The sequence below is a fragment of the Nonomuraea sp. NPDC050153 genome, assembly GCF_044460125.1.
GTDB lineage: Bacteria > Actinomycetota > Actinomycetes > Streptosporangiales > Streptosporangiaceae > Nonomuraea.
On sequence record NZ_JBITJQ010000015.1, the window covers coordinates 210,113 to 236,335 of the forward strand.

Below are 26,223 nucleotides of genomic sequence, written 5' to 3' on the forward strand. Positions count from 1 at the left end.
CTCTCCCGGGGATCTCGTCGGTGTCGGCGCACACCCTCACTCTCTCGTATTCCAGGCGCAAACGGTGCGTAGAACTCGGCCTGGTGACCCCGATGTTATCGGGGACTTCTGGATGGGACTTAACTGGACTTCCGGGCTTTTCTTTGTCTACCGGGAACTTCGGGGCGGAGGCGCTGAGTTGACGATCGCGAGCAGGTGCTCGCGAGCGATGCGCTCCACGATCTCCGGCGTCGCCGAGACGCCAAGATGCTGCGCACACGCGCACACGTCGGCCACGCAGCGGTCGATCGTGTCCACGGGCACGGTCAGGAACTCTTCGGCCAGCCTGAGACTGACCGGTTCGCGCAGGAACCGTGTGGCCAGAGCGAGCATAGAAGTGAGATTCCTCTGGAGACCCGGGGGCAAACCCCCAGGAATGTCGGCAGGGCGACTTGCGCTCCCATTCCACCTTTTCTCGGGCAGCTGTCAAGGCTCCGTGGCGGTTGTGTTCACTTCACCCGGTGCCCATTCGTGCGAAGCTGTCTCCATGCGCATCCAGCTCGCCCAGCGGAGCGAGGCGGACGAACTCCTCGGCCGCAGTCCGCTCGCCCTGCTCGTCGGCATGCTGCTCGACCAGCAGATCCCCATGGAATGGGCGTTCACGGGTCCGTATACGATCTCCGAGCGACTGGGCCACGACCTGACCGCCGCGGAGATCGCCTCCTACGACCCGGACGCGTTCACGGCGCTGCTGGCCGAGAAACCGGCCGTGCACCGCTACCCCAAGTCCATGGCGGCCCGGGTCCAGCAGCTCGCCTCCTACCTCGTGGAGCACTACGACGGCCGGCCGGAGAGCCTGTGGGCCGACGCCGCCGACGGCAAAGAGCTGTTGAAACGACTGATGGACCTTCCGGGTTACGGCAAACAGAAGGCCCAGATTTTTCTGGCACTGCTGGGGAAGCAGTTGGAGGTCCAGCCGCCGGGCTGGCGGGAGGCGGCCGGACACTATGGCGAGGACGGGTCGCACCGGTCGGTCGCCGACGTGGTCGACGCCGACAGCCTGGCCCAAGTGCGAGCCTTCAAGCAGGAGGCGAAGCGCGCGGCGAAGTAGTTGGGGCCGGGGTCTCGGCCCCGGCGATCGAGCGCTGTAACCTGATCTTGCTGCGCAATGTGGAGCGACTTTGACAGGATGCGTAGACCCTAAAGGCGACCGGGCCGCGACGGGGGCTTCCGTCCACACATGCCCATCGCCGATGATGTACTGCAGAATCCGGTCGCCCGGAGCTGCGCTACGCCGATACACAGTTATGGAGATGTGCCGCGTGGGAGACCCTGGCACGCGACGGAGGTGCGGACCATGAGTGCCGAGACCTCCGTTCCCCGTCCCCGGGAGTCGGATGTGGACATCTCGGACTCCGCCCTGTTCAAGGGCATGCTGTCGGAGGCCGAGTTCGCGTTCGCGTTCTTCGACGGTGACGGCCGCATCCAGCGGGTCAACGACGTGTTCAGCGACGTCGTCAACGTGCCCGCCGAGCGCATGGCCGGCCGGCAGCCGGTCGAGGTGCTCGCCGCCGACCTCAGCCAGATCATCACCCATGCCGTGCAGGCCGTCATCGAGACCGACGCGCCCGTCACCGAGGGCCGCGTACGCGTGCGGTCGGCGGAGGGCGACACCAGGCACTGGTCGCTGTCGTTCTCGCCGGTCCACGACGAGGCGGCGGGCGAGCTGCGCGCGATCGCGCTCGTCGGGCTCGACGTGACCGAGAGCCGCCAGACCGAGGAGGCGCTGCGCCGCAGCGAGGAGCGCTACCGCTCGCTCGTCGAGGCCCAGTCGCAGCTCGTCTGGATCACCTCCCCCACCGGCGCGGTCGTCGAGGACGCGCCCCAGTGGCGCGCCATCACCGGCCAGGGCCTGGAGGAATACCTCGCCAACGGCTGGCTGGAGGTCGTCCACCCCGAGGAGCGCCAGCAGACCGAGGAGGCCTGGAGGGAGGCGCTGCGCGGGCGCACCATGTTCGAGTGGAACTACCGCGTGCGCACCCGGGCCAGCGGCTACCGCCACTTCGAGGTGCGGGCCGTCCCGATCATCAGGCACGGCCGGGTCGTGGAGTGGGTCGGCGCCAACACCGACGTCACCCCGCAGCGCGAGGCCGAGGAGATGCGCGGCCGGCTGACCGACCAGCTCGGCGCCGCAGCCCTGCGCACCGCCAGGCTCCAGGGCGCCACCGCGATGCTCGCCGAGGCCCTGACGGTCGAGCAGGTGGTGCAGGTCATCATCGACGTGGGCCGCACGGCCCTGGCCGCCGACCGCTCGGCGGTGGCACTGCTCGACCCCGACCGCGCGGCGCTCAAGCTGATCAACGGCGAGGGCATCCTGGAGGCCTCCGGGATCACCGGTGACGAGATCCCGCTGTCCCACTCCAACGTGATGACCATGGCCGTCAACAGCCGCCGGCCGGTGTTCGCCGAGTCGCCCGACTCGCTGAAGGCCCAGCTGCTCGAGGCGGGCGGCGACGAGGAGATCCTGGCCAACATCCTCACCCACGGTGACGAGCGGGCGTGGGTGGGTCTGCCGCTGCTGGCGGCAGGAAGGGCTCTGGGAGCGCTCCGATTCTCCTTCACCAGGCCGGTGAAGATCTCCCAGGAGGACGGCGTCTTCCTGGAGGCGCTGGCCGGCCAGTGCGCGCTGGCGGTCGAGCGGGCCACGCTGTTCGAGCGCGAGCACCGCACGGCCGAGACGCTCCAGCGCAGCCTGCTGCCCGACCGCCTGCCCGTGATCAAGGGCCTGGTGCTGGCCCAGCGCTTCCGCTCCGGCAGCCGTCACGTTCAGGTCGGCGGCGACTGGTACGACGCGTTCGTGCTGCAGGACGGGCGGGTCGCGGCGGTCGTCGGCGACGTCATGGGCAAGGGCGTCAAGGCCGCGGCGGGCATGGGCCGCATCCGCAACGCCATGCGGGCGCTGGCGCTGACCAACCCGCCGCCCGCGGCCGTGCTGACCGGTCTCGACCGGGTCTTCGAGGCCACGGAAGAGGAAGAACAGGTCACGACTTTGGCGTACATGGTCGTGGAGCCGGTCACCGGCGAGGGCACCCTGGCCCTGGCCGGACACCCGCCACCCGTCCTGGTTTCGCCACAGGGCACGGCGATCCTCTGCGACGCCGAGCCCGGCACTCCGCTAGGCTGGCCGACCAGTCGCAGGCAGTTCCGGTTCGTGGTGCCGCCCGGCCATACCGCCGTGCTCTACTCCGACGGCCTCGTCGAGAACAGGAAGCGCGGACTGGATGGCGGTTTGGCAGAGCTTTGCAGTGTTGTGACCGAAGCGCCGCCTGAAGTTGTGAGTAGTCCGCACATGCTGCTGGACTTCCTGGTTGACCGGATGTTGTCTGGATATGAACAGGATGATGACGTTACCGCGCTAGCAATTCACGTCCCGCCAGCCACGAAGAGTGACTGAATGAAACAGTCATAACGGTTGCTTTCGGGTATCAGTGCCCCGCTTACGTACGCACTACTGTCTCGGTCGGCCTAGGGTGGAGGACAACCGCCGGGAGGCGGCCGTATGGAGCGCGGGGTCGTGCCAGAATGCTGTGCAGGTCCGTCGCGGTCCGCACGGCCTCACCGATCTCCGAGAGAGGCAACAGCCCCCCAGCGGGCATCTGGGTCCATTGTCGCCACGCGTTCGTTCGAGAGGTGTTCGTGTCGCCTGCAAGTTCGACTCGCTCGAAGCCACAAGAGCTGAACGAGCCCGTCATTCAGCGACTGCTCGAGCGTGGGCGCTCGCAGGGTTTCCTCGAGTCTGAGGATGTTCGTCAGGCCTTCGAGGAGGCGGACATCCCCATGTCGCACGCCGCCGCGTTCTTGCGGAACCTCAGCAAAGAGGGCGTGACCGTGGTGGTGACCGCCGCGGATTCGGCTGCGCCGAAGAAGTCTCGTGGTCCAGCAAAGCGCCGCACCGCTGCCCCCGTCAAGACCAAGACGGCGGCAGCCGCCAAAGAGCAGCAGCCCGAGACCGTGACCGCGGTCGTGGGCGCCGCAGAAGCCGAGCCGGCCGCCAAGAAGGCGGCCCCTGCAAAGAAGGCCGCTCCGGCGGCGAAGAAGGCCGCGGCTCCCGCCGCCGCCAAGAAGGCCGAGCCGAAGAGTGCTGGGCCTGCCGAGACCAAGCCGAAGCCCGAGTCCCGGGCTGACTCCGACGACGACGAGGACATCGAGCTCGAGGGAGACGTTGAGCTCGAGGACCTCGAGGACATCGACGTCGACGACGACGAGATCGTGGCCGAGGAGTCCGACTCCGAGGGCGACTCCGAGGAGGAGTCGGACGACGACTCCGAGGCCGAGCCCAAGCCCGCCGAGGTCGCCGCGGCCGCGAAGACCGAGGACGAGGTCCTCATCCTCTCCGACGACGACGATGACGCCCCGGTCGCCCAGGTGGCCGCCGCCGGCGCCACCGCCGACCCGGTCAAGGACTACCTCAAGCAGATCGGCAAGGTCCCCCTGCTCAACGCCGAGCAGGAGGTCGAGCTCGCCAAGCGCATCGAGGCGGGCCTGTTCGCCGAGGAGCAGCTCGGCGGCGGGGAGACCGAGGGGCTGCCGGTCGACGTCAAGGCCGAGCTGGAGTGGATCGCCGAGGACGGCCGCCGGGCCAAGAACCACCTGCTGGAGGCCAACCTCCGGCTCGTGGTCTCGCTGGCCAAGCGCTACACCGGCCGCGGCATGCTCTTCCTCGACCTGATCCAGGAAGGCAACCTGGGCCTGATCAGGGCCGTCGAGAAGTTCGACTACACCAAGGGCTACAAGTTCTCCACCTACGCCACGTGGTGGATCCGGCAGGCGATCACGCGTGCCATGGCCGACCAGGCGCGGACCATCCGCATCCCGGTCCACATGGTCGAAGTGATCAACAAGCTGGCCCGCGTCCAGCGGCAGATGCTGCAGGACCTCGGCCGCGAGCCCACGCCGGAAGAGCTGGCCCGCGAGCTGGACATGACGCCCGAGAAGGTCGTCGAGGTCCAGAAGTACGGGCGCGAGCCCATCTCCCTCCACACCCCGCTGGGTGAGGAGGGCGACAGCGAGTTCGGCGACCTCATCGAGGACTCCGAGGCCATCGTCCCAGCCGACGCCGTCAGCTTCACGCTGCTCCAGGAGCAGCTGCACTCCGTTCTCGACACGTTGTCGGAGCGGGAGGCGGGCGTCGTCTCGATGCGCTTCGGTCTCACCGACGGGCAGCCGAAGACGCTGGACGAGATCGGCAAGGTTTACGGGGTCACCCGTGAGCGCATCCGCCAGATCGAGTCCAAGACCATGTCCAAGCTGCGCCACCCCTCGCGCTCCCAGGTCCTCCGGGACTACTTGGACTGACCTCGTTCGAATCCCCCGCCCCGCCCGGTCCTTCCGCGCGGGGCGGCGGCATTCCCACCCCACCCTCCCCTCGCCACCCCTCTGTCACCCGCCCCCGGCCCCATCAGGGTGACCATCGGCCCCCTCGGCCCCACCGTTCTCCCAGCGGCATCTCCGCTGCGTCGCCGCCCTGTACCGGCACCTACGCTGTGCAGTCGGCATGTGCGCTGCTGGTCGTCTGGCACCTGCGCCCCGTCCCATTGCAGGCGCGTCCGCTGCAGCAGTGGAGACCACCGTGCCGCTGAGGGGCGCTCGACATGCAGAAACTGGGCGCTTCCGCCGCGCTGTTGGCGCCCACGCACAGCCGGCGCACGGTCGAACGACACGCCCGGGCGACGCGCGGCGGTCATTTCTGCGACAGTCAGCGTCCCGGCACTCCCGGCGCGCGCCCGTCTCGCCCTGCCCGCCCAACCCCGCCCGCCCCGTCGTTGTGAGCGGCCGCGAGACGGCGGCACCGGCGTCGCCATCCGCAGACGGGCGGCATCACCCTTACGCCGGGTCGGTGACGTGCACGTCGAGGGTCCAGGGGCGTTTCGCGCGGGCGGGTTCGGCCAGGTCGATGGTGTAGCCCAGGGCGTCGAGGGTCTTGGCCAGCTCATCAGGGGTGGCCGGGGCGGTGTCGTGCCGCAGAAGGGCTCGGGCGATCTCGCCCCGGGTCGCCTTGGCCATGTGGCTGACGACCTTGCCGTCCCGGAACACCCGTACCGTCACCGAGCGCTCGCCAGGCTGCCAAGCGCTGGCGTACGTGGCCGAACGGAGATCCACCACCAGCCCGGAGTCGCGGTCCAGTTCCTTGGCGATCAACGGCCGCCAGAACGCGGCCAGCCCGCCGAGAGACGGGAGATTGACGCCCATCGAGAGCCGGTACGGCGGGATGAGATCTGTGATTCTCACCACACCCCACAGGCCGGAGAAGATCAGCACCGACTCCTCCGCCCGCCGCCGCGCCTCGTCGTCGAGGGTGCCCAGCCCGAGGTTGTCGTAGAGGACGCCGGTGTAGAGGTCGGCGGCCGGGAGGGTGGGGGCGGTCTTGAGCGCGGTGTTCTTGGCCAGCTCGCCCGCCAGTCCGGGAGTGAGGCCGAGCACGTCGAGGGCGTCGCGGCGCTTGGAGGCCCGTACGAGCGCGTTCAGCACGCGTTTGCGGGCCTTGTCGAGGGCGGGGAAGGACAGCTCGCCGACGGGCGGCCCGCTGCCTTCGGGCGCCTTCCCTTCGGACGGCGGCAACAGGATCAGCACAACCCCCTACTTTATTGCCCCTGGTCGGGGCCTCTCCCGCCGTCCCCGTCACGATCTTTTACGGTGGCCCGAGCAGGCACCACCCGCCGACCCTGGCCGGGCCCTGTCCAGGGTGACGCTCACCGGGTGGACGTGGCCGGCCACCGCGACGCCGCCCACTGGGCCGTGTTCTTCGCCGAATCGTCGGCCTCGGGCGCGAACTCCCCGTGCAGCGGCGAGCCCGGCCTTGTCGGAGGGCCGAGGATCGCAGCCGGGAGGACGGGCGCATTCGGGGGTTGGCTAGGCTGCGCGGGTGAATTTCGACCTTCTTGTCCATGAGGCCTGGCCCGCCTACGAGCAGCGCATTCATGACGGATGGGTGCTTCGTTACGCCGGAGGCGTGACCAAACGGGCCAACTCGGTGCTCCCGCTGAACGCACCCGCCGACCTGAACGGCGCCATCGAGGCGGCGGAGGCCTTCTACGGGGAACGCGGGCAGCGTTGCGTCTTCTCCCTGGGCCCGGGCTCCACGCCCGGGTTGGACGAGGAACTGGAGCGGAGAGGCTACGAGCTGGTCGACCCGACCGTCATCATGGCCGGCTCGCCCGCCGCCCCTCCACCCGCTCACAAGGTGAGGATCGAGGACCGGCCGTGGCAGGGCTGGCTGGAGACGTGGTGGGCCGTGGACGGTCGCTACGGCACCGGTTTCGAGGACGCGGAGCGCATTTGCACCGGGGTGCCAGCCTGGTACGCGGCGCTGGAAGAGGACGGCGTGGCACTGGCCGTGGGCCGGGCCGTGCCCCAGGCCGACACGTCCGGCGGGTCTTCGCAGAGCGACACACTTGGGATCTACTGCATGGCCACCCTGCCCGAGGCCCGCCGCCGAGGGCTGGCCCGTGCGGTCATTCGGGCGCTCGTGCGGCATGCGGGTGCGAAATCCGCCTATCTGGTCACCACAGCCCCGAACCTGGCCGCGCAGGCGCTCTATCGCGGTGAAGGTTTCGAGATCGCGGGCCGCTACCACTACCGAGTCCGCTGACTCCCCACCCGCTGCACAGCGCACTCGGGTGCCCGAGCTCGTGTCAGGACGGACTGGCCGGCTACGTGCACACCCGCATGAGTGGTCACAAAGCCGCGTGTCCGCACCCACAGTTACGTATCTGCACCCACGGTCACGTGTCTGTGCGCACCATCACGTGTCCGGACGCACGGTCGCGTGTCTGGCCGTGAAGCCGTGTGCGCACCCGCCCTTCGTCGTGCATCCCGGCGTGTTTGTGGGCATGTCCAAGGCTCGGGACGCAGAACGGCGGCCCCGGGCGGTGCCGGGGTCGCCGTTCTGGGTTTGCTATATGTGATTATCTCGGCACGACAGGCGCTGCGTCAGCGCTCGCCGTTAGGGGCAATTGAAGGGGTTTCGCTGAGTCGAGCCGACTCGTCCAGGATGTCGGCACCCTTTTCGCGCAGCACTGCGATGTGCTGACGCCCATGGTGGGCGCAGAACAGCAACTCCCCACCCACAGGCAGGGTCGCGCGAATGTAGGCCTGGGCGCCGCAGCGGTCGCAGCGGTCGAGGGCCGTCAGCGGCTTAACGGGGGCGAGAGCTCCAGTCACGTATCGCCTTTCGGGTCACCCCCGCCGAAGCGAGGATCTGGCGTCAGTCACTTGGAACAACATCTAACCGGACGTGGACGTTCCCAACCGCCCCCTCTCTACGCCCAGAGCGGAATGTGTCCCAAAGTAATGACGATCAGCCGGTTGGTAACGGCAAACGTGTCGGCGTGGCAAGCTTGTACGCGCGCGTGCGGGAAGAACGGTAAGCTGCGCACACGTGTTCGATGCCTAGACCAGGGGAGCTGGAGTGACGCTAGTGGAGGCGGGTTACACGGCTCGTCACCTGTCGGTGCTTGAGGGCCTGGAAGCGGTCAGAAAGCGCCCCGGCATGTACATCGGGTCCACCGACAGCCGCGGGCTCATGCACTGCCTCTGGGAGATCGTGGACAACGGCGTCGATGAGGCGCTGGCGGGTCATTGCGACCGCATCGAGGTCGAGCTCTACGCCGACGGCTCCATCGAGGTGCGCGACAACGGCCGGGGCATCCCGGTCGACATCGAGCCCAAGAGCGGTCTGGCCGGAGTCGAGCTCGTTTACACCAAGCTGCACGCGGGCGGTAAGTTCGGCGGCGGCTCCTACGGCGCGTCCGGCGGTCTGCACGGTGTCGGCGCCTCCGTGGTCAACGCCCTGTCCTCGCGCGTGGACGTCGAGGTCGACCGCGACGGCCAGGTGCACGAGATCAGCTTCCGCCGTGGCGTCCCCGGGATCTTCGACGGCCCCGGGCCCACCGCGAAGTTCAAGAAGAAGTCCGGCCTGCGCATCGGCGACAAGCTCCCCACCGCCGTCACCGGCACCCGCGTGCGCTTCTGGGCCGACAAGCAGATCTTCCTGCCCGACGCCGAGGTCTCGCTCGACGAGATCCACGTGCGCCTGCGGCAGACCGCGTTCCTGGTGCCCGGCCTGACCCTGGCCGTCTTCGACAGCAGGCACGAGGAGCGCACCGAGGAGGAGTTCCGCTTCGACGGCGGCATCTCGGAGTTCACCGAGTTCCTGGCCAGGGACGAGGCCGTGTGCGAGGTGCTGCGGCTGCAGGGCATGGGCCACTTCCACGAGACCGTGCCGGTCCTCGACGACCAGGGCCACATGACGCCCACCGAGGTGCAGCGCGAGCTCACCGTCGACGTGGCGATCCGCTGGGGCAAGGGCTACGAGTCGACCGTCCGCTCGTTCGTCAACGTGATCTCCACCCCCAAGGGCGGCACCCACCTGACCGGGTTCGAGCGCGGTCTGGTGCGCACGGTCAACGAGCTGCTGCGCGAGACGCGCCTGCTGAAGAACGGCGACGACCCCGTCACCAAGGACGACATCTCCGAGGGCCTGACGGGCGTGGTCACGGTCCGGGTGCCGGAGCCGCAGTTCGAGGGCCAGACCAAGGAGGTGCTCGGCACCTCGGCGGCCACCCGCATCGTCTCCCACGTGGTCTCGCGCGAGCTGAGGGAGCTGTTCACCAACCCGCCGCGCGGCTACAAGCAGCCGCTGCGCGCCGTGCTGGAGAAGATCGTCGCCGCCGCCAAGGCCCGCATCGCGGCCCGCGAGCACCGCGACAACCAGCGGCGCAAGAGCGTGCTGGAAAACTCCGCGCTCCCGGCGAAGCTGGTCGACTGTCGCAGCGACGGCATCGACCGCAGCGAGCTGTTCATCGTCGAGGGTGACTCGGCGCTCGGCACGGCCAAGCTGGCCCGCGACTCGGAGTTCCAGGCGCTGCTGCCGATCCGGGGCAAGATCCTCAACGTCCAGAAGGCGTCCGTGAGCGACATGCTCAAGAACGCCGAGTGCGCCGCTATCATCCAGGTCGTCGGCGCCGGGTCGGGGCGCTCGTTCGACATCGAGGCCGCCCGCTACGGCAAGGTCATCCTCATGGCCGACGCCGATGTGGACGGCGCCCACATCCGCTGCCTGCTGCTGACCCTCTTCCACCGCTACATGCGGCCGATGGTCGAGGCGGGGCGCGTGTTCGCCGCAGTGCCGCCGCTGCACCGCATCGAGCTGACCAACCCCGGGCGGGGCAAGGAGAAGTACATCTACTGCTACTCGGACGCCGAGCTGCAGAAGGTGCTGCGGGATCTCGAACGCCGGGGCAAGCGCTGGAAGGACCCCGTGCAGCGATACAAGGGTCTGGGCGAGATGGACGCCGACCAGCTGGCCGAGACGACCATGGACCCGCGGCACCGCATCCTGCGCCGGGTCCGCATCGAGGACGTCGAGGAGGCCGAGGCCATCTTCAACCTGCTCATGGGGAGCGAGGTGGCGCCCCGGCGGGAGTTCATCGTCAACAGCGCGGCCGAGGTCGACCGGGACCACATCGACGCCTGATCCTGAGGTGGTCGGTGAGCTCGCTGTGGCCAAGGACGTTCCCTGAGACATCCAGGCGCGTCTCTGAGGCGCGTGTGGGGCCGTTTGGCGATCGGCTGGGGTCATGGGCCGGTGGGGCCACGTTGTGGCTCAGCGTGGCCTCTCGGGGGCTCTGACGTCCGGAGCAGGGCTTCGGACCCCTGGGCGCGCATCGCTCGCTGCTGGGTAACGGTCCTCAGGCCCCTCGGTGGCCCTCGAAGCGGGACCTGCCCGGTTGCGGCGGTCCTGGGTTCTCGACGTGTGATCTGCTCGGTTGCGGAGTTCTTGGGGTCGAGGTGTGCGGGATGACGGCGGCCTCGGTCCCCGAGACCGCCTTGGTTGCGCCGAGCCCGGACAGACGCCGCATCGACGGTGAGCCTGCCCGCAACCGCGACCGCCGCAGTGCCCCGACGAAGTCGTCCGCGCTCGTGCCGTCGGGAACGGCGGGAGGGCTCAGATCGCCCGGAGCGCGTCCTCCCGTACGTGCCCAGGCGGGGTCCGGGGGCGCCCGGTCATGCTGTAGGTCGGCACGACCGGGCACCACTCAGGTCAGGTGAATTCCTTCAGAACGCGGCAGGCGTCAGGAGGCCCGTGCGGACGTCGTAGATGGCTCCGGCCACCGGCATGCCCTCCGGCAGGAACGGGCTGGTCCTGATGCGGGTGAGGTCGTGGCGAAGAGCCTCGGTCTGGTCGGGCACCGTGTGGAACTCCAGGCTGCGGGTGTCGACACCGCGTTCCTGGGTGAGGGCGTGGACGTCCGGGTCGGAGACCTTGGCCATGCCGCAGTCCGTGTGGGGCATGACGAGGACGCGTTCGACGCCGAGCAGGTAGACGGCCAGCACCAGGGTGCGCAGGACGTCGTCCGTCACTCGTGCGCCCGCGTTACGCAGGATCTTGGCGTCCCCGGGCTTCAGGCCCAGCAGGCCGAGCGGATCGATGCGGGAGTCCATACAGGTCACGACCGCCAGACCGCGGCGAGCGCGGCCGGTCAGGCCGGAGTTTCCGAACTTCTTGGCAAACTTCGCGTTGGCGGCATACAGGTCGTCGAACGCATTCATGCAACAAATCATGCACTGTGCCCCAAAGTCGGTGATGAACGGGGTGGCGACTGGCTGGAGTTGGCAAACGTCCCACGAAAAAGCGTCACCTTGCGTGATGATGTCGTAGCCGTATGTACGTGATCGAAGAAGGTCAGTCGTGAGTAGGTCCGAATCGCTCGCCGCGTATCTCCGTACCCAGGCCCGGCGCCGCCTCGACCGCGTCGAGGTCAAGGACGGTGGTCGCAACGCCAGGCTGGCCCTGGCTCTCCTTGACACCGCCGTCTACGCGGCCAGCCTGCCCGAGGACGACCCGCTGATCCTCATGCTGGACCAGGCGGGCTGCTACGGCCCGCTGGGGTGTGAGAGCTTCGACCCCGGCGAGGCGGGCAACCAGCTGATCCGCCACTGGGACGGCGGCGAGCCCCACGAACTGCTGCTGGCCCTCCCGCCCGCCGTCACCGGCGCCAGCGCCTGAGCGGTCGGGGTCGGCGGCTGCGGTGGCTCAGTGGCGGGCCGGCGTTCTGGCCGCCACCCGCACCTCCGGGCGGGCGTCGTCGGTGAGGTGCGGGGCTTCCAGGTGGCCGGGGCCAGATCTCGGGCATCCCTGGCGATCAGGGGCTCGTGGACGTCGGCCTGCACGCTGGTGGTGTTCGCGTCGGTGCCGGCCAGGAGCTGCGCGTGGACGATCATCACGGCTCCCGCCGCACAGGCCGGCCGACGCCGGCGGAGCGGATCGCCGGACCGCTGCCACGCCGCCGTCGGCCCGTACGACGACGACGGCTGAGGCTGGGACCTGGGCGCAGAAGCCGGAGCCGGCGCCGCCCATAGCCAGGTTGACGCAGGCGCCAGCGAGCTGGGCCGCCCGTTGCCGGGTCGGCATAGGCGGCGGTGAGCGAGGTCGCCCGCTGCCGGGTTGGCGTGGGCGGCGGTCAGCGAGGTCGCCCGTGGTCAGGCTGAACGTAGGCGGTGGGCAGGGCTGCCCGTGGTCGGATTGAGCGCAGGCGGAGACGAGCGGGGCCGCCGGGGATCAGGTGGGAGCGTTGCCCGGCTTCCACTTGATGCCGCAGCCGAGCGACGGGTTCTGCTCCTCGGGCACCGGCTCGCCCTCAAGCAGGGCGTCGATGGCCGCGCGAAGCGACTCGCCCGTCACCGCCACCGAGTTGCCCGGCCTGGCGCCGTCGAACTCGCCCCGGTAGACGAGCTGCAGGTGCGCGTCGTACAGGAAGAAGTCCGGCGTGCACGCCGCCCGGTAGGCCTTGGCGACCTCCTGGGTGTCGTCCAGCAGGTACGGGAACGTGAAGCCGGCCCGCGCGGCCTGCTCCGCCAGGTGTACCGGATCGTCGTCCGGGTAGTTCACGCTGTCGTTGCTGCAGATCGCGACGACCGAAAGCCTGGCGCCGTAGTCGGCGGCCAGGGCGCCGAGCCCCTTCTCGATGTGCCGCACGTACGGGCAATGGTTGGACAGGAAGACCACCAGGGTGGCGGGTGAGCCCTTGAGATCGCCGAGCGATACGCTGCCGCCGTCGATGGCGGTCAGGTCGAAGGCGGGTGCTGGGGTGCCGAGCGGCACCATGAATGAGTTGGCAGCCATGGCATTCATTCTTGTCTTCGTACGTGCGTGCAAAACGACTGAGAGGTGAATCGAGTGAGTGGCATCGCGGAGTTCCGCACCGTCGTGCTCGACTGCCCCGACCCCAGGGGGCTGGCCGAGTTCTACTCCCGGCTGCTGGGGTGGCCTGTCACCTACGCGGACGACGAGTGGGTGGTGGTGAGCGACGGCGGGGCCCCCAAGCGAGTGGCCTTCCAGCTCGCGCCCGACTTCCGGCCGCCCACCTGGCCGGATCCCGAACGGCCCCAGCAGCTCCACCTCGACCTCACGGTCACCGACCTGGACAAGGCGGAGAAGCAGGTGATCGAGATCGGCGCGACCAAGCACGAGCACCAGCCGAGCGAGGACGGCAGCTTCCGGGTCTACCTGGATCCGGCCGGGCACCCGTTCTGCCTCTGCCGCGACTGACATGAGGGACCGCCCCCGGTCGGGGGCGGTCCCTCATGGGCTCAGCGGGCGGCCTGGGCCAGCAGGTCCACCGCCTTCCTCAGGTTGCCCGCCGCCAGCTCGTGGTCGGCCGCCGCCTGCAGGTCGGGCCGCCTGCCCGTGCTCTGCGCGACGTCCCTGGCCACCGACACGACGGTGTCGTCCACGGTGTACGCGTCGCTCTTCGACCGTTCGAGCAGCGTCGCGGCCGTGCCCAGGGCGCCCAGGACGGCCCGCGCGTCACGTACGGACCCGTCGGCGTTCCAGGCGCGCGCGGGCAGCGCGAGGACCAGCGACGCGGCCTTGGAGTAGCCGTCACCGGAGGCGAGCCGGTCGCGCGCGGCCTTGAGCCGGTCGCGGGCGCGGTCGGTACGCAGCCCCCACCCGTACGGCCAGAGCGGGTCATAAGCCGCGTCACCCACGTTGATCGGCACCTGCGCCACCGAGCGGAACCAGGTGAACGGCAGCCGCCCCGTGTACGGGACCGCCCCGAACAGCGGGTCGGCCACCCCCGCGCCCTCGGTGCCCGGCAGCCAGGAGGCCACGACGGCCTCGACGCCCGACAGGTCGCCGAGTTGCAGCGGACGCCCGGAGACGACCAGGACCGCGCACTTCATCGCCCCGCACACCTTGTCGATCGCGGCCCGATCGGCGGCCGACAGGTCCAGCGTGCGCCCGGCGCGGCCCACGTCGCCCTGGCCCTCGGCGTAAGGGGTCTCGCCCACCACCACGACGCCCACGTCGTGCCCGGCCAGGTCGGCGGAGGCGTCGCGCGAGTACGTCACGGAGGAGGCGCGGGAGCGGATGGCCGACAGGATGGTGGTGCCGGTGGTGATCGGCCCGGACGAGCCCTGCCAGGTGATCGTCCAGCCGCCCGTCTGGTTGCCGAGGTCGTCGGCGTTCGAGCCGGCCACGTAGATCCTGGCGTCGCGGCGCAGGGGGAGCAGGCCGCCGTCGTTCTTCAGCAGCACCTGCGACTTGGCCGCCGCCGTCCGCGCGACCGCCCGGTGCGCCGCCGAGCCGACGTCGCCGATCCGCGACCGGTCGGCGTACGGATGGTCGAACAGCCCCAGCCGGAACTTCTGGGTCAGGATCCTGGCGACCGCGTCGTCCACCCGGCTGAGCGGCACGCGCCCGGCCTCGACCTCGGCCTTCAGCGTGCTCTCGAAGGCCGGGAAGGCGTACGGCACCATGATCATGTCGAGCCCGGCGTTGATCGAGGTGCGCACGTCGCTCGGGTAGTCGCCGGGGATCTGGTCGATGGCCTGCCAGTCGCTGATCACGAACCCCTTGAAACCGAGCCGGCCCTTGAGCGTGTCCGTGATCAGTTCCTTGTGGGCGTGCATCTTGAGCGGGCCGTCGCCGAAGTCGACGCTGGAGAACGACGGCATGACGGTGGCCACGCCGCGCCTGACCGCCTCCTCGAACGGCGCCAGGTGGATCGCCTCCATCTCCTGGCGGCCGACCTTGGTGACGCCCTGGTCGATCGTGTAGTCGCCGCTCGTCGACGAGCCGTACGCGGTGCCGCCGTCGCCGACGTAGTGCTTGGCCGTGGCCAGCACCCCGTTGTCCTGCAGGCCGTCGATGATCGTGGCCATCCGCGACACGAGCGCCGGGTCCTCGCCGAACGACTCGTACGCCCGCCCCCACCGGTCGTCGCGCGACACGCACAGGCACGGCGCGAAGTCCCAGGGGATGCCGGTGGCCTTGACCTCACGGGCGGTGATCTCCCCCTCCTGCTCGACGAGGCCGGGGTCGCGGGTGGCGCCCATGCCCACGTTGTGGGGGAAGATCGTCGCGCCGACCACGTTGTTGTGGCCGTGCACGGCGTCCACGCCGTAGATCAGCGGCACCTGGAGGCGGGTCCGCCGCGCCTGGAGCTGGAACCCGTCGATCATGTCGGCCCAGGCCTGCGGCGTGTTGGACGCGGGGGTGGAGCCGCCGCCCGACAGGAGGGAGCCGAGCACGTACGTGGCGATGTCGCTCTGCTTGGCCAGCGCGCCGCGCTCGGCCTGCGTCATCTGCCCGATCTTCTCCTCCAGCGTCATCCGCCTGAGCAGGTCGGCGACGCGTTCCCTGACCGGTTTGCGGGAGTTCACGTACGGCAGGCCGTGCGCGTTGACCACGACCACCGGCGCCTCGGCCGGGGGCCTGGTGCCGGTGCCGGACAGCTCGATCGGGATGGTCTCGGCGACCTCGTCCTGCCCGTCCTTCAGCGTTCTGACCGTGAACGCCTTGGCCGTTCCGGACGCCGTGCCGGCGGGGAACGCCAGCGTGCCTTCGACGGGCGTGTAGTCGCCGCCGGGGGTCGCGGTGCCCGTACCGGTCCTGTAGGCCACGGCCAGGTCGGCGGGCAGGGGCCGGCCGTCGGCGGTGGTGACGGTGACGCCGACCCTGGCCTCGCCCTTCTCGCCCACCGGGTAGACGGGCCGGTCGGTGGAGAGCCTGACCGGGCGCGGGGGAGCGGTCCCGTTGAGCTCGACCTGGTCCCATTCCAGCGTGCCCTGCGCGGCCGGGAGCCGCATCGAGTAGCCCCACATGGCGACCAGGTCCAGCTCGCCGTCGGACGGCGCGCCGCCGGGCTGGTAGTCGGTGCGCCTGGTGAAGCTCCCGAACGGCACCTTCACCTGCCGCCAGCCCGCCGAGTCGTCGACGAACGACGACTCGAACAGCTCGGCGCTGCCCGCTCCTGCGCCGCCGTCCTTGACCTCGAAGAAGATCTTCTGGCCCGAGGCGGCGCCGTTCACCCAGAAGGAGAAGCCCTCGTACGGGGACCAGTCCTGGGTGGCGGCCAGATCGTGCGACCAGCCACCCCACTGGCTGACGTTGTAGACCGATTTGAGCACCCGGTTCGTCGCCGGGGCTCCCGGCCTGCCGGGGTCCGGCTCGATCGTGAGCGCGGGCGTCGAGGCCGCGTCGTTGCCCCAGGCGTACACGCCGGAGGGAACGCTGTCCGACTCGAAGTCGGTGATCGTGCCGGGGTCGGCGGCCGCAGCGACCCCGGGCGCGACGATGAGGGCGGTGACCAGGGAAAGGGCCACCCATAACGGGGGTCTGGATCGGAACACGGTACCTCCAGTGGGAGAGAGCGCTCTCTCACATGAGATCGGTGCCGATCCGTGATTCATAACAGGGTCAGGCGCCCGCATGTGCGGGCGCCTGACGGCGTCAGAGGGACGTCTGCTCGTCGGCGGGTGTCTCCGGGGCCTCCCCGGAGGTCAGGGCCTCGGGCCAGGAGGCGAGGGCGCCGCCGATCGCGCCGATCGTGTTGGTCAGCCGCACGCCCGAGCCGTCGCGGCGCCCGATCTCGTCCGGCAGCGGCACCGGCTTGCCCACGGACGAGACCGCCTTGGCCGGAGCCGGGCCGACCCAGGCCAGCAGCAGCTCGTCCTCGCCCTTCAGGAACCGCTGCGCCCGGACCCCGCCCGTCGCCCGCCCCTTGGCGGGGAACTCGGCGTAGTCGGACACCTTGCCGCCGCCCACCTGCGTGCCGGGCAGCGCCGTCGAGGAGCCCGCGATCGTGACCACGTGGGCCGGGCGGTCGGGATCCACCACGCCGAACCAGATCACCCGCGCGCCGCCGTCCAGCCGGATGCCCGCCATGCCGCCCGCCGGGCGGCCCTGCGGGCGCACCAGCGAGGCCGAGAAGCGCAGGAGCTGGGCGTCGGAGGAGACGAACACCAGGTCGTGCGACTCGGAGACCAGCTCGACCGCGCCGATCACGGTGTCGCCGTCCTTCAACGTGATCACTTCGAAGTCGTCGCGGTTGGCCGGATATTCGGGCACCACCCGCTTGACCACGCCCTGCGCCGTGCCGAGGGCCAGGCCGGGGCCGTCGGGGTCGAGGGAGCCCAGGCCGACGACCTTCTCGTCGGGCTGCAGCGAGACGTATTCGGACACCGGGTGCCCGCCCGACAGGGACGGCGGGTTGGCCGTGGTCGGCAGGGTCGGCAGGTCGACGACCTGGATCCGGATCAGCCGGCCCAGCGAGGTCACCACGCCCACCTCGCCGCGTACGGACGTCTTCACCACCGACACCAGCACGTCGTGCGCCGACCGATCGCCCTCGCCGGACAGCGGCGTGGCGTCGGAGGTGCGGGCCAGCAGGCCGGTCGAGGACAGCATCGCCAGGCACGGGTCGTCGGCCACCTGCAGGTCCACGACCGGGGTGCGGGTGACGCCGGGCGCCTCCAGCAGGACGGTGCGGCGCGGCATGCCGTACTTCTTGGCCACGTCGGCGAGCTCGCCCGAGACCACCTGGCGGAGCTTGGCGTCGGAGGAGAGGATCTCCGTCAGCTTGGCGATCTCGTCGCTCAGCGTCTCCTTCTCCCGGTCCAGCTCCAGTTTGTCGAACCTGGTGAGCCGGCGCAGCGGCGTGTCGAGGATGTAGGCGGCCTGGATCTCGCTCAGGTCGAACACGTCCATCAGCCGCGCGCGCGCCTGGGCCGAGTCGTCGGAGGAACGGATGACCTGGATGACCTCGTCGATGTTCAGCAGGGCGATGATGAGGCCGTCGACCAGGTGGAGGCGCTCCTCGCGCTTGCGCCGCCTGAACTCCGACCTGCGGCGCACCACCTCGAGCCGGTGCTCGACGTAGACCTGGAGCATCTCGCGCAGGCCGAGCGTGCGCGGCTCGCCGTCGACGAGGGCGACGTTGTTGATGCCGAACGTCTCCTCCATCGGCGTCAGCCGGTAGAGCTCCTCGAGGACGGCCTCGGGGATGAAGCCGTTCTTGATCTCGATGACCAGCTGGAGGCCCTTGTGGCGGTCGGTGAGGTCCTTGAGGTCGGCGATGCCCTGGAGCTTCTTGGACGTCACCAGCTCCTTGATCTTGGTGACGACGCGCTCGGGGCCCACGTTGTAGGGGAGCTCGGTGACGACGATGCCCTTGCGGCGGGGCGTGATCTGCTCGACCGTGCACCTGGCCCGCATGCGGAACGTGCCACGCCCGCTCTCGTAGGCGTCGCGCACGCCCTGCAGCCCGATGATCGAGCCGCCCGTCGGCAGGTCGGGACCCGGCACGAACGTCATCAGGTCGTCGAGCGTCGCGTCCGGCTTCTTGATCAGGTGACGGGCGGCGGCGATGACCTCGTTGAGGTTGTGCGGCGCCATGTTGGTGGCCATGCCGACCGCGATGCCGCTGGTGCCGTTGACCAGCAGGTTGGGGAACGCCGACGGCATGACGACCGGCTCGGTCTCCTGGCCGTCGTAGTTGGGCTTGAAGTCGACGGTGTCCTCGTCGAGGGCGTCGACCATGAGCATCGCCGCCGGGGCCAGCCTGGCCTCGGTGTAACGCATGGCGGCGGGCAGGTCGTCGGGCGAGCCGAAGTTGCCGTGGCCGTCGACGAGCGGCAGGCGCATGGAGAACGGCTGCGCCAGGCGCACGAGGGCGTCGTAGATGGCGCTGTCGCCGTGCGGGTGCAGCTTGCCCATGACGTCGCCGACGACGCGCGACGACTTGACGTGCCCGCGGTCGGGGCGCAGGCCCATCTCGCTCATCGAGTAGAGGATGCGACGCTGCACGGGCTTGAGACCGTCGCGCGCGTCGGGCAGGGCGCGCTGGTAGATCACCGAGTAGGCGTACTCGAGATAGCTGGTGCGCATCTCGGAGGTGACGTCGATGTCGACGATCCGCTCCTCGAAGTCCTCGGGCGGGGGTGCAGTCGTGCGTCGGGCCATGTCGAACATTGTGCCGAAGGTATTCGGGTGCCCGCGACTCGTTGGCGTCACAAGTCGCGCCCGGGTCGGTGTGGAAGGCGTACGGAAGGCTGCCCTGAACAACTCTTGACCAAGCAATTGCTTGGGTCGTACGTTCGGGCCGAGGGTTCCCACCTTTTTCGGAGGCGTCATGATCGAGTTCCATCCCGTGACCAAGCACATCGGCGCCGAGGTCACCGGGGTCGATCTGCGCAAACCGCTGTCGCAGGAAGAGGTCGCCACCCTGCGGGCCGGCTGGCTCAGGCACCTCGTGCTGTTCTTCCGCGACCAGCACATCGAGGACGAGCAGCACCTGCAGTTCGCCCTGAACTTCGGCTCGCTCAACCACCCCGCCTTCAAGAAGGACTCCACCAGCCCCATCCACGTCCTCGACCAGACCTCGCCGAAGGGCGAGGGCGGTGACGAGTGGCACAGCGACAACACCTTCGAGCCCACCCCGCCGATGGGCTCCCTGCTGCGCTGCGTCCAGCTGCCCAGCGTGGGCGGGGACACGTGCTGGGCGAACACGTACATGGCGTACGAGACGCTCTCGCCGTCGCTGCAGCGACTGTGCGACGAGCTGACCGCCGAGCACGACATCACGATGTCGATGAAGAAGGCGATCGCGAAGGGCCACCCGTTCGACCTGGCCGAGATCCAGGCCAAGTGGCCGCCGATAAGGCGGCCGGTGGTGCGCGTGCACGCGGAGACCGGCCGCAAGGCCCTCTTCGTCAACCGCGCCTCCACGACCCGCCTGGTGGGGCTGACGGACCGGGAGAACGAGGCGCTGCTGCCGTTCCTGATCGACCACATCCGGTCGCCGGAGTACCAGCTCCGGCTGCGGTGGCGGCCCGGCACGCTGGCGTTCTGGGACAACCGGCCCACCCAGCACTACGCCGTGGCCGACTACACCGAACGCCGCCGCATGCACCGCGTCACCATCAACGCCTTCCCCGAGCACGCCGACAAGTAGGCGGGTATGGCGGCTGTCGGCGCATTCCGTCGGAGAAAGCTGGTAACAAGGGGGGCATGAGTGAAGCCCCCGATGTCGCGATGCTGCGTGAAGAGGCCGAGGAGAGGTTGCGGGCCCTGGCCGGGGAGCACGCCGTGCTGCGTGAGGACCAGTGGGCCGCGATCGAGGCGCTGGTGCTGGATCGGCGGCGGGTGCTCGTCGTGCAGCGCACCGGCTGGGGCAAGTCGGCCGTCTACTTCGTGGCCACCGGGCTCCTGCGCGAGCTCGGCGAGGGCCCCACGGTCATCGTCTCGCCGCTGCTCGCGCTCATGCGCAACCAGATCGCCGCCGCGGAGCGGGCCGGCATCCGGGCCGTCACGATCAACTCCGCCAACCCCGAGGCGTGGGAGGAGATCTACGGCGAGGTCGCCGAGGGCATGATCGACGTGCTGCTGGTCAGTCCCGAGCGGCTCAACAACCCCGACTTCCGCGACAACGTCCTGCCCGAGCTGGCCGAGAGCGCCGGGCTGGTGGTGGTGGACGAGGCCCACTGCATCTCCGACTGGGGGCACGACTTCCGGCCCGACTACCGCAGGCTGGCCACGCTGTTCGAGGAGCTGCCGCCGGGCATCCCCGTCCTGGCCACCACCGCCACCGCCAACGCCCGCGTCACCCGTGACGTGGCCGAGCAGATGCGCCTGCCCGGCGACGACGGCGACGGCACGCTGGTGCTGCGCGGGCCGCTGGAGCGGGAGAGCCTGCACCTGAGCGTCGTGCGCCTGCCCACCGCCGAGCAGCGGCTGGCCTGGTTGGCGCAGACGCTGCGCGAGCTGCCCGGCTCCGGCATCGTCTACACCCTCACCGTGGCCGCCGCCCACGAGATCGCCGGATACCTGCGCGACCAGGGGTTCGAGGTGGCCGCCTACTCCGGGCAGACCGACCCGGCCGAGCGGCTGGCGGCCGAGGAGGCGCTGCTGACCAACAAGCTCAAGGCGCTGGTGGCGACGAGCGCGCTGGGGATGGGGTTCGACAAGCCGGATCTGGGGTTCGTGGTGCACGTGGGGGCGCCGCAGTCGCCCGTCGCCTACTACCAGCAGGTCGGCCGGGCCGGGCGCGGGGTCGAGCGGGCCGAGGTGATCCTGCTGCCGGGCACCGAGGATCGGGATATCTGGTCATATTTCGCCTCGCTGGCGTTCCCGCCCGAGCCCGTCGTGCGGACCACGCTCCAGGCGCTCGGAGAGCGCGACGTCATGTCCACCCAGGCGCTGGAGACGGCGGTCGACCTGAGCCGGAGCCGGCTGGAGATGATGCTCAAGGTCCTCGACGTGGACGGCGCCGTGCGCCGGGTCAAGGGCGGCTGGGAGGCCACCGGCGAGCCGTGGGCGTACGACGCCGAGCGCTACACCCGCATCGCCGCCGAGCGCAAGGCCGAGCAGGAGGCCATGCTGGCCTATCTGACGACGTCCGAGTGCCGGGAGCAGTTCCTGCGCAGGCACCTCGACGACGAGGCCGCCACCCCGTGCGGGCGCTGCGACAACTGCACCGGGCGGCACCGCTCGCCGGAGATCGGCGCGCAGGCCGTCGAGGGCGCCCGCCGGCGGCTGAGCAGGCCGGGCGTCGAGATCGAGGCCCGCAGGCAGTGGCCCACCGGGCTGGCCGACCTGTCCGGGCGGATCAAGCCGGAGCTGGGCGCCGCGCCCGGCCGGGCGCTCGGGCGGCTGACCGACATCGGCTGGGGCAACCGGCTGCGGGAGCTGTTCCAGGGGGCCGACGGGCCGGTGTCCGACGACGTGTTCAAGGCCGTGGTGCAGGTGCTGGCGGCCTGGGACTGGGGCGATCGGCCCGTCGCCGTGGTGAACGTCCCGTCCGCCACGCGCCCCATGCTCGTGCGGAGCTTCGCCGAGCGGCTGGCGTCCGTGGGCCGGCTGTCCTACCTGGGCGAGCTGGGTTACCGGGCGGGAGCGCCCGGGCAGCAGTTCAACAGCGCAAAGCGGGTGCGGGCGGTCAGGGGGACGCTGGCCATGCCCAAGGAGCTGGGCGCCTCGATCGCCCAGTGCGGCGGGCCGGTGCTGCTGGTGGACGATCGCGTCGACACCGGATGGACGATGACGCTGGCGGCGGCCCTGGTGCGGCACGCGGGCGCTCCCGCGGTCCTCCCGCTCGTCCTGGCGGTCACCTCGTGAGGTCGCCTGCCTGACGCCCCTGCCTGACGCCCCCTACCTGACGCCCATGGTGAGCAGGTCGTAGTTGCCGAAGACGGGGCTGACGTGGACGTTGACGGCGTTCTGGCCGCGCAGCAGCAGCGGGCTCATCCAGACCAGCGGCACGAGCACGGCTTCGTCGGCGAGCTTCTGCTCCACCTCGGTCCACAGGTCGGCCCGCTTGCCCGCGTCGAGCTCCACCCTGGCCCGGTCGATGAGGTCGTCGATCGCCTTGACGCGGACGCTCACGTTGAACGAATACGTGTCGGTGATCTGCCTGCTGTCCGCGATCAACGACAGGAACGACTCGGGGTCGGGCCAGTCGGGTGCCCAGGACTTGGCGATCAGGCCGATGCCCTGCTTCTTGAGGTTGCCGGGGTTGCCGCCGTAGGTCTTGTGGAAGTCCAGGGTGGGGACCTGCTGCAGCTTGACGTCGATGCCGATCTGGCCGAGGCCGTGCTGCACGACCTCGGCGACCTGCTTCTCGGTGGAGAGGTCCCGGTATACGTAGGTGGCCGCGAACCCGGTCGGTTTTCCGCACGCGGCCAGCGACTGCTTGGCGGCCTGCTGGTCGCCGTCGGCCTTGAGGTCCGGATCGCGCCAGCGACCGCCGGCGACCGTGGGCGGCACGAGCGACGTGGGCAGCTGGGACTGCGCGGATCCGGCGCCGTACGCGAGGGCGAGGTTCTTGAGGTTGAGCGCGCGGACCACCGCCCTGCGGCAGTCGACCTTGTCGAACGGCGGCACCTGCGGGTTGATCGCCAGCATGCGCACGGACGTGGTCACCGGGACGTCGGCCCGCTTCTTGAGCGCCGAGTCGGCGAGCACCCCGGCCGCGTCGCTCGCCGAGCTGATCGTGGGGCCGAACTCGGCGGTGCCGGCCCGCAGCCGCTGCTCGGCGTCGGTGACCCCGTATTCGATCTCGTACTGGTCCGGGAGCGGGTCGCGGTTGGGGTCGGTGGCGGCGTCCCACTGGTCGTTGCGGGTGAGGACGACCTTCTTCTTGTCGGCGGACACGCTCTGGATCTCGTACGGGCCCGAGGCCAGGACGGTGTCCTGCGTGTCCTTGGCCTTCGGCACCGGGACGGTCTCGGGGAGCTGCACGACGTCGTCGAACGTCGCGAACGGCCGCTTGAGCCGGAAGACGATCGTCCGGTCGTCGGGGGTCTGGATGGCCGAGTCGGTGTTCGCGCTCGACGACTTGGCGGGGCCCTGGTAGCCGGCGGGGAGGTCGAGCATGAGGTCGAAGTGGCTCGATCCCAGGCTCCGGGAGGGATCCATGCTGCGCAGGACCGCGTATTTGACGTCCTCGGAGGTGACCGGCGTTCCGTCCTGATATTTCACGCCTTGCCGGAGTTTGTACGTCCAGGTTTTGCCGCCGTTGCTCGGCACGCCGAGCGATTCGGCCAGATCCGGCACGATCTGCGTCCCGGCGGCTCCCGGCACCGGCTTGAACATCGTCAGCGAGCGCCCGTAGAGCCGGACCAGGTTCAGGGAATCCGACATGTACATGTTCCCCGGATCGACGGACTCCAGCTCGGACGGCGAGACGACGCGCAGGGTCCCGCCCTTCTTGGCCGAGGGGTCCGCCACGGAGGTCACGGCCGTCCCGAAGGCCGCCACCTGCGGGGACGTGGGAGTGGGGTTCGGCTGGACGCCCTCGGGATGGGTCCGGGCCACGAGCCACACCGCGATCCCGGTCACGAGAGCGGTGCTCGCCGCCCCGATCGAGACCAGCGCCCTGCGCCGGCCGCGCCGCCGCGAAGGCTCGGTCGTGGCCCCCGGCGGGAACGGCCGCACGGGGCCGCTCACGGGATACGGCAGCGGGCCGTGGCCCTGAGGCGTTCCGCCGTTGAAGGGCCGCACCTGGACGCCGCTCTCCGCCTGCGGGACCTGCACCGGGAGGGGCTGCACGGGGAGGGGCTGTACCGGGAGGGGCTGGGCGCCCTGAGGGGCGGGCGGAGGGGCGGGTGGCGGCGCGGTGCCGGCGCGGATGAGGTCGCGCATCAACTGCTCGGCGGTGGGGCGCTGCCGGGGGTCCTTGGCCATGCAGGCCCACAGCAGCGGCGCGATCTCCGGCGGCACGCCGTTCAGGTCGGCGTCGAGGTTGAGGATGCGGTGCATGACCACGGGCAGCGGCCCGAAGCCGAAGGCCCCGCGCCCGGTGGCGGCGAAGATCATGGTGCCCGCCCAGGCGAACACGTCGCTCGCCGGGGAGGCCTCGCCGAGGAACTGCTCGGGGGCCATGAAGGCGGGCGTGCCCACGATGCTGGTGGTCAGGCTCTGGCTGATGTCGAGCGCTCGGGCGATGCCGAAGTCGATCACTCGGGGCCCGTCGGGCCCGAGCAGCACGTTGCTGGGTTTGAAGTCCCGGTGGACGACTCCGGATCCGTGGATGGCCACCAGGGCCGTGGCGGTGGTGATCGCCAGCCGCATGAGCGCCGGGCCCTGGACGGGGCCCTCCTTGGTGACCTGGTGCTGCAGGGAGGGCCCGTCGACGTACTCGCCGACGATGTAGGGCTGGTCGTTGACCGCGCCGACCTCGAGCACGCGCGCGGTGCAGAACTCGGCCACCCGCCGTGCCGCCTCGGCCTCGCGGCGGAAGCGGCGTACCGCCTGCTCGTCGTCGGCGAACCTGGCGTGCAGCAGCTTGATCGCCACCTGCTCGCCGGAAGGGGAGACGCCGAGGTAGACGCTGCCCTGACCGCCTTCGCCGAGAAAGCCGGTGACCTTGTACGAGTCCACCGACGTGGGGTCGCCCGGCCGTAACGGACGCACGCCGCGCATCCGGCTCCCTTATATCGCACTCATCCCGATTTGTCTCCACCATAGCGGTGCAAGACCGCTCACAAAGGAGACCTGCGGGACTAGAACGGCGGGCGGGCGCCCAGGTGCATGATGGCCTTCGCCGCCAGGTGGCAGCCCGACGCCAGCGACTCGGTCGGCGGCTTGCCCGCCAGCCAGGCGGGCAGGAACCCGGCGCTGAACGCGTCTCCGGCCCCCGTGCCGTCCACGATCTTGTCGACCGGCTCGGCGGCCACGCGGACCGGGTCGGGGCGGCCGTTGGCGTACCACAGCGCGCCTTCGGCGTTCATCTTGATGACGACCTGCGGGAACCACGCGGTCAGCACCTTGGCGGCGGCCTCGGCGTCGTCGCGGCCGGTCAGCACCTTGGCCTGCTCGATGTTGGCGAACAGCAGCTTGACCCCGTTGGTCCACTCCAGGAACGACTCGGCGCCCGTGCGCTCCAGCGGCGCGGACGAGGCGCAGTCGACCGAGATCGACATCCCGCCGCGCCTGGCCATGTCGAGCGCGGCGAGACCCGCCTCGCGCGAGCCCTCGTTGATCAGCGTGTAGCCGGACAGGTGGAGGTGCGCGCCGCCCGCGAACAGGTCGCGCGGCAGGTCCTCCGGCGACAGCGCGGCGTTGGCGCCGGGGTCGGAGAGCATGGTGCGCTCGCCCTTGTGCGTCACGAGCACCACACAGGTGCCGGTGGGACGCTCGGGGTCCATGACGAGCCGGGCGTCGACGCCGTAGCCCATCAGCTCCATGTCACGGTTACGCCCCGTGATGTCGGCGCCCCTGCGGCCGATGAAGGCCACCTCGGCACCCTCGACGGCCAGCCACGAGGCGATGTTCGCCCCAGAGCCGCCGCCGTGCATGGTTACGATCGCCGGGGTGTCACTCGCCCTGGCAAGCGCATAACGGGCGCGCGCGACCGCGTCGGTCATGAGATCGCCCACCACGACGACCCGCGTCATGATGTC

Annotated in this window: 19 protein-coding genes; 10 read left to right on the forward strand and 9 right to left on the reverse strand. The window is 70.2% G+C overall.

Going from position 1 to position 26,223, the window contains the following annotated elements:
• Positions 1-147 precede the first annotated feature (147 nt).
• Entirely contained in the window at positions 148-372 is a 225-nt protein-coding gene (locus ACIBQ1_RS32890) for a hypothetical protein (RefSeq protein WP_185078019.1), read from the reverse strand.
• A gap of 154 nt (positions 373-526) precedes the next feature.
• Between ACIBQ1_RS32890 and ACIBQ1_RS32895 the strand changes: the two genes are divergently transcribed.
• From ACIBQ1_RS32895 to ACIBQ1_RS32905, 3 genes are all read left to right on the forward strand, one after another.
• On the forward strand, positions 527-1,090 hold the full coding sequence (locus ACIBQ1_RS32895) for an HhH-GPD-type base excision DNA repair protein (protein WP_397283180.1): 564 nt from the start codon (positions 527-529) through the stop codon (positions 1,088-1,090).
• A 246-nt stretch (positions 1,091-1,336) separates the two neighbouring features.
• Positions 1,337-3,433 carry a SpoIIE family protein phosphatase gene (locus tag ACIBQ1_RS32900; protein WP_397283181.1) on the forward strand — a complete coding sequence of 699 codons (2,097 nt, stop codon included), beginning with the start codon at positions 1,337-1,339 and terminating at the stop codon, positions 3,431-3,433.
• Between the two features lie 242 nt (positions 3,434-3,675).
• A complete protein-coding gene (locus ACIBQ1_RS32905) occupies positions 3,676-5,334 on the forward strand; it encodes an RNA polymerase sigma factor (protein WP_397283182.1) in 1,659 nt (552 codons plus the stop codon).
• Positions 5,335-5,862: 528 nt separating this feature from the next.
• On the opposite strand, the gene ACIBQ1_RS32910 is transcribed toward ACIBQ1_RS32905, so the two are convergent.
• Positions 5,863-6,609, reverse strand: a complete 747-nt coding sequence (locus tag ACIBQ1_RS32910) for a YaaA family protein (RefSeq protein WP_397283183.1) — start codon at positions 6,607-6,609, stop codon at positions 5,863-5,865.
• Positions 6,610-6,901: 292 nt separating this feature from the next.
• Here ACIBQ1_RS32910 and ACIBQ1_RS32915 point away from each other — a divergent pair, with 292 nt between their 5' ends.
• The gene (locus tag ACIBQ1_RS32915) at positions 6,902-7,627 is read left to right on the forward strand and encodes a GNAT family N-acetyltransferase (protein ID WP_397283184.1); all 726 of its coding nucleotides are present in this window, start codon (positions 6,902-6,904) and stop codon (positions 7,625-7,627) included.
• A 341-nt stretch (positions 7,628-7,968) separates the two neighbouring features.
• On the opposite strand, the gene ACIBQ1_RS32920 is transcribed toward ACIBQ1_RS32915, so the two are convergent.
• Positions 7,969-8,199 (reverse strand): hypothetical protein, encoded by a 231-nt coding sequence (locus ACIBQ1_RS32920; RefSeq protein ID WP_397283185.1) that lies wholly within the window; start codon positions 8,197-8,199, stop codon positions 7,969-7,971.
• 247 nt (positions 8,200-8,446) lie between these two features.
• Here ACIBQ1_RS32920 and ACIBQ1_RS32925 point away from each other — a divergent pair, with 247 nt between their 5' ends.
• The gene (locus ACIBQ1_RS32925) at positions 8,447-10,513 is read left to right on the forward strand and encodes a type IIA DNA topoisomerase subunit B (protein ID WP_397283186.1); all 2,067 of its coding nucleotides are present in this window, start codon (positions 8,447-8,449) and stop codon (positions 10,511-10,513) included.
• A gap of 581 nt (positions 10,514-11,094) precedes the next feature.
• Here the strand turns inward: ACIBQ1_RS32925 and ACIBQ1_RS32930 are convergent.
• Complete coding sequence (locus ACIBQ1_RS32930) at positions 11,095-11,589, reverse strand: carbonic anhydrase (RefSeq protein WP_355374369.1); 495 nt, start codon at positions 11,587-11,589, stop codon at positions 11,095-11,097.
• Between the two features lie 139 nt (positions 11,590-11,728).
• Here ACIBQ1_RS32930 and ACIBQ1_RS32935 point away from each other — a divergent pair, with 139 nt between their 5' ends.
• Positions 11,729-12,046, forward strand: a complete 318-nt coding sequence (locus tag ACIBQ1_RS32935; RefSeq protein WP_397283187.1) for a hypothetical protein — start codon at positions 11,729-11,731, stop codon at positions 12,044-12,046.
• A gap of 30 nt (positions 12,047-12,076) precedes the next feature.
• Positions 12,077-12,355 (forward strand): hypothetical protein, encoded by a 279-nt coding sequence (locus tag ACIBQ1_RS32940; RefSeq protein ID WP_397283188.1) that lies wholly within the window; start codon positions 12,077-12,079, stop codon positions 12,353-12,355.
• Between the two features lie 243 nt (positions 12,356-12,598).
• Here ACIBQ1_RS32940 and ACIBQ1_RS32945 read toward each other — a convergent pair whose 3' ends face one another.
• On the reverse strand, positions 12,599-13,162 hold the full coding sequence (locus ACIBQ1_RS32945) for a thioredoxin family protein (RefSeq protein ID WP_397283189.1): 564 nt from the start codon (positions 13,160-13,162) through the stop codon (positions 12,599-12,601).
• A gap of 54 nt (positions 13,163-13,216) precedes the next feature.
• Here ACIBQ1_RS32945 and ACIBQ1_RS32950 point away from each other — a divergent pair, with 54 nt between their 5' ends.
• Positions 13,217-13,588, forward strand: coding sequence for a VOC family protein (locus ACIBQ1_RS32950; RefSeq protein WP_397283190.1), 372 nt, complete (start codon positions 13,217-13,219; stop codon positions 13,586-13,588).
• Positions 13,589-13,629: 41 nt separating this feature from the next.
• Here ACIBQ1_RS32950 and ACIBQ1_RS32955 read toward each other — a convergent pair whose 3' ends face one another.
• Both ACIBQ1_RS32955 and ACIBQ1_RS32960 read right to left on the reverse strand, forming a co-directional pair.
• A complete protein-coding gene (locus ACIBQ1_RS32955) occupies positions 13,630-16,674 on the reverse strand; it encodes a glycoside hydrolase family 3 N-terminal domain-containing protein (RefSeq protein WP_397283191.1) in 3,045 nt (1,014 codons plus the stop codon).
• A 100-nt stretch (positions 16,675-16,774) separates the two neighbouring features.
• A complete protein-coding gene (locus tag ACIBQ1_RS32960; protein WP_397283192.1) occupies positions 16,775-19,285 on the reverse strand; it encodes a DNA topoisomerase (ATP-hydrolyzing) subunit A in 2,511 nt (836 codons plus the stop codon).
• A 169-nt stretch (positions 19,286-19,454) separates the two neighbouring features.
• On the opposite strand from ACIBQ1_RS32960, the gene ACIBQ1_RS32965 reads away from it, so the two are divergent.
• Positions 19,455-20,276 (forward strand): TauD/TfdA dioxygenase family protein, encoded by an 822-nt coding sequence (locus tag ACIBQ1_RS32965; RefSeq protein ID WP_397283193.1) that lies wholly within the window; start codon positions 19,455-19,457, stop codon positions 20,274-20,276.
• Between the two features lie 56 nt (positions 20,277-20,332).
• The gene (locus ACIBQ1_RS32970; RefSeq protein ID WP_397283194.1) at positions 20,333-22,438 is read left to right on the forward strand and encodes a RecQ family ATP-dependent DNA helicase; all 2,106 of its coding nucleotides are present in this window, start codon (positions 20,333-20,335) and stop codon (positions 22,436-22,438) included.
• A 33-nt stretch (positions 22,439-22,471) separates the two neighbouring features.
• Here ACIBQ1_RS32970 and ACIBQ1_RS32975 read toward each other — a convergent pair whose 3' ends face one another.
• Positions 22,472-25,243 (reverse strand): ABC transporter substrate-binding protein, encoded by a 2,772-nt coding sequence (locus tag ACIBQ1_RS32975; RefSeq protein ID WP_397283195.1) that lies wholly within the window; start codon positions 25,241-25,243, stop codon positions 22,472-22,474.
• A gap of 80 nt (positions 25,244-25,323) precedes the next feature.
• Positions 25,324-26,217, reverse strand: a complete 894-nt coding sequence (locus ACIBQ1_RS32980; protein ID WP_397283196.1) for a carbohydrate kinase family protein — start codon at positions 26,215-26,217, stop codon at positions 25,324-25,326.
• Positions 26,218-26,223 lie beyond the last annotated feature (6 nt).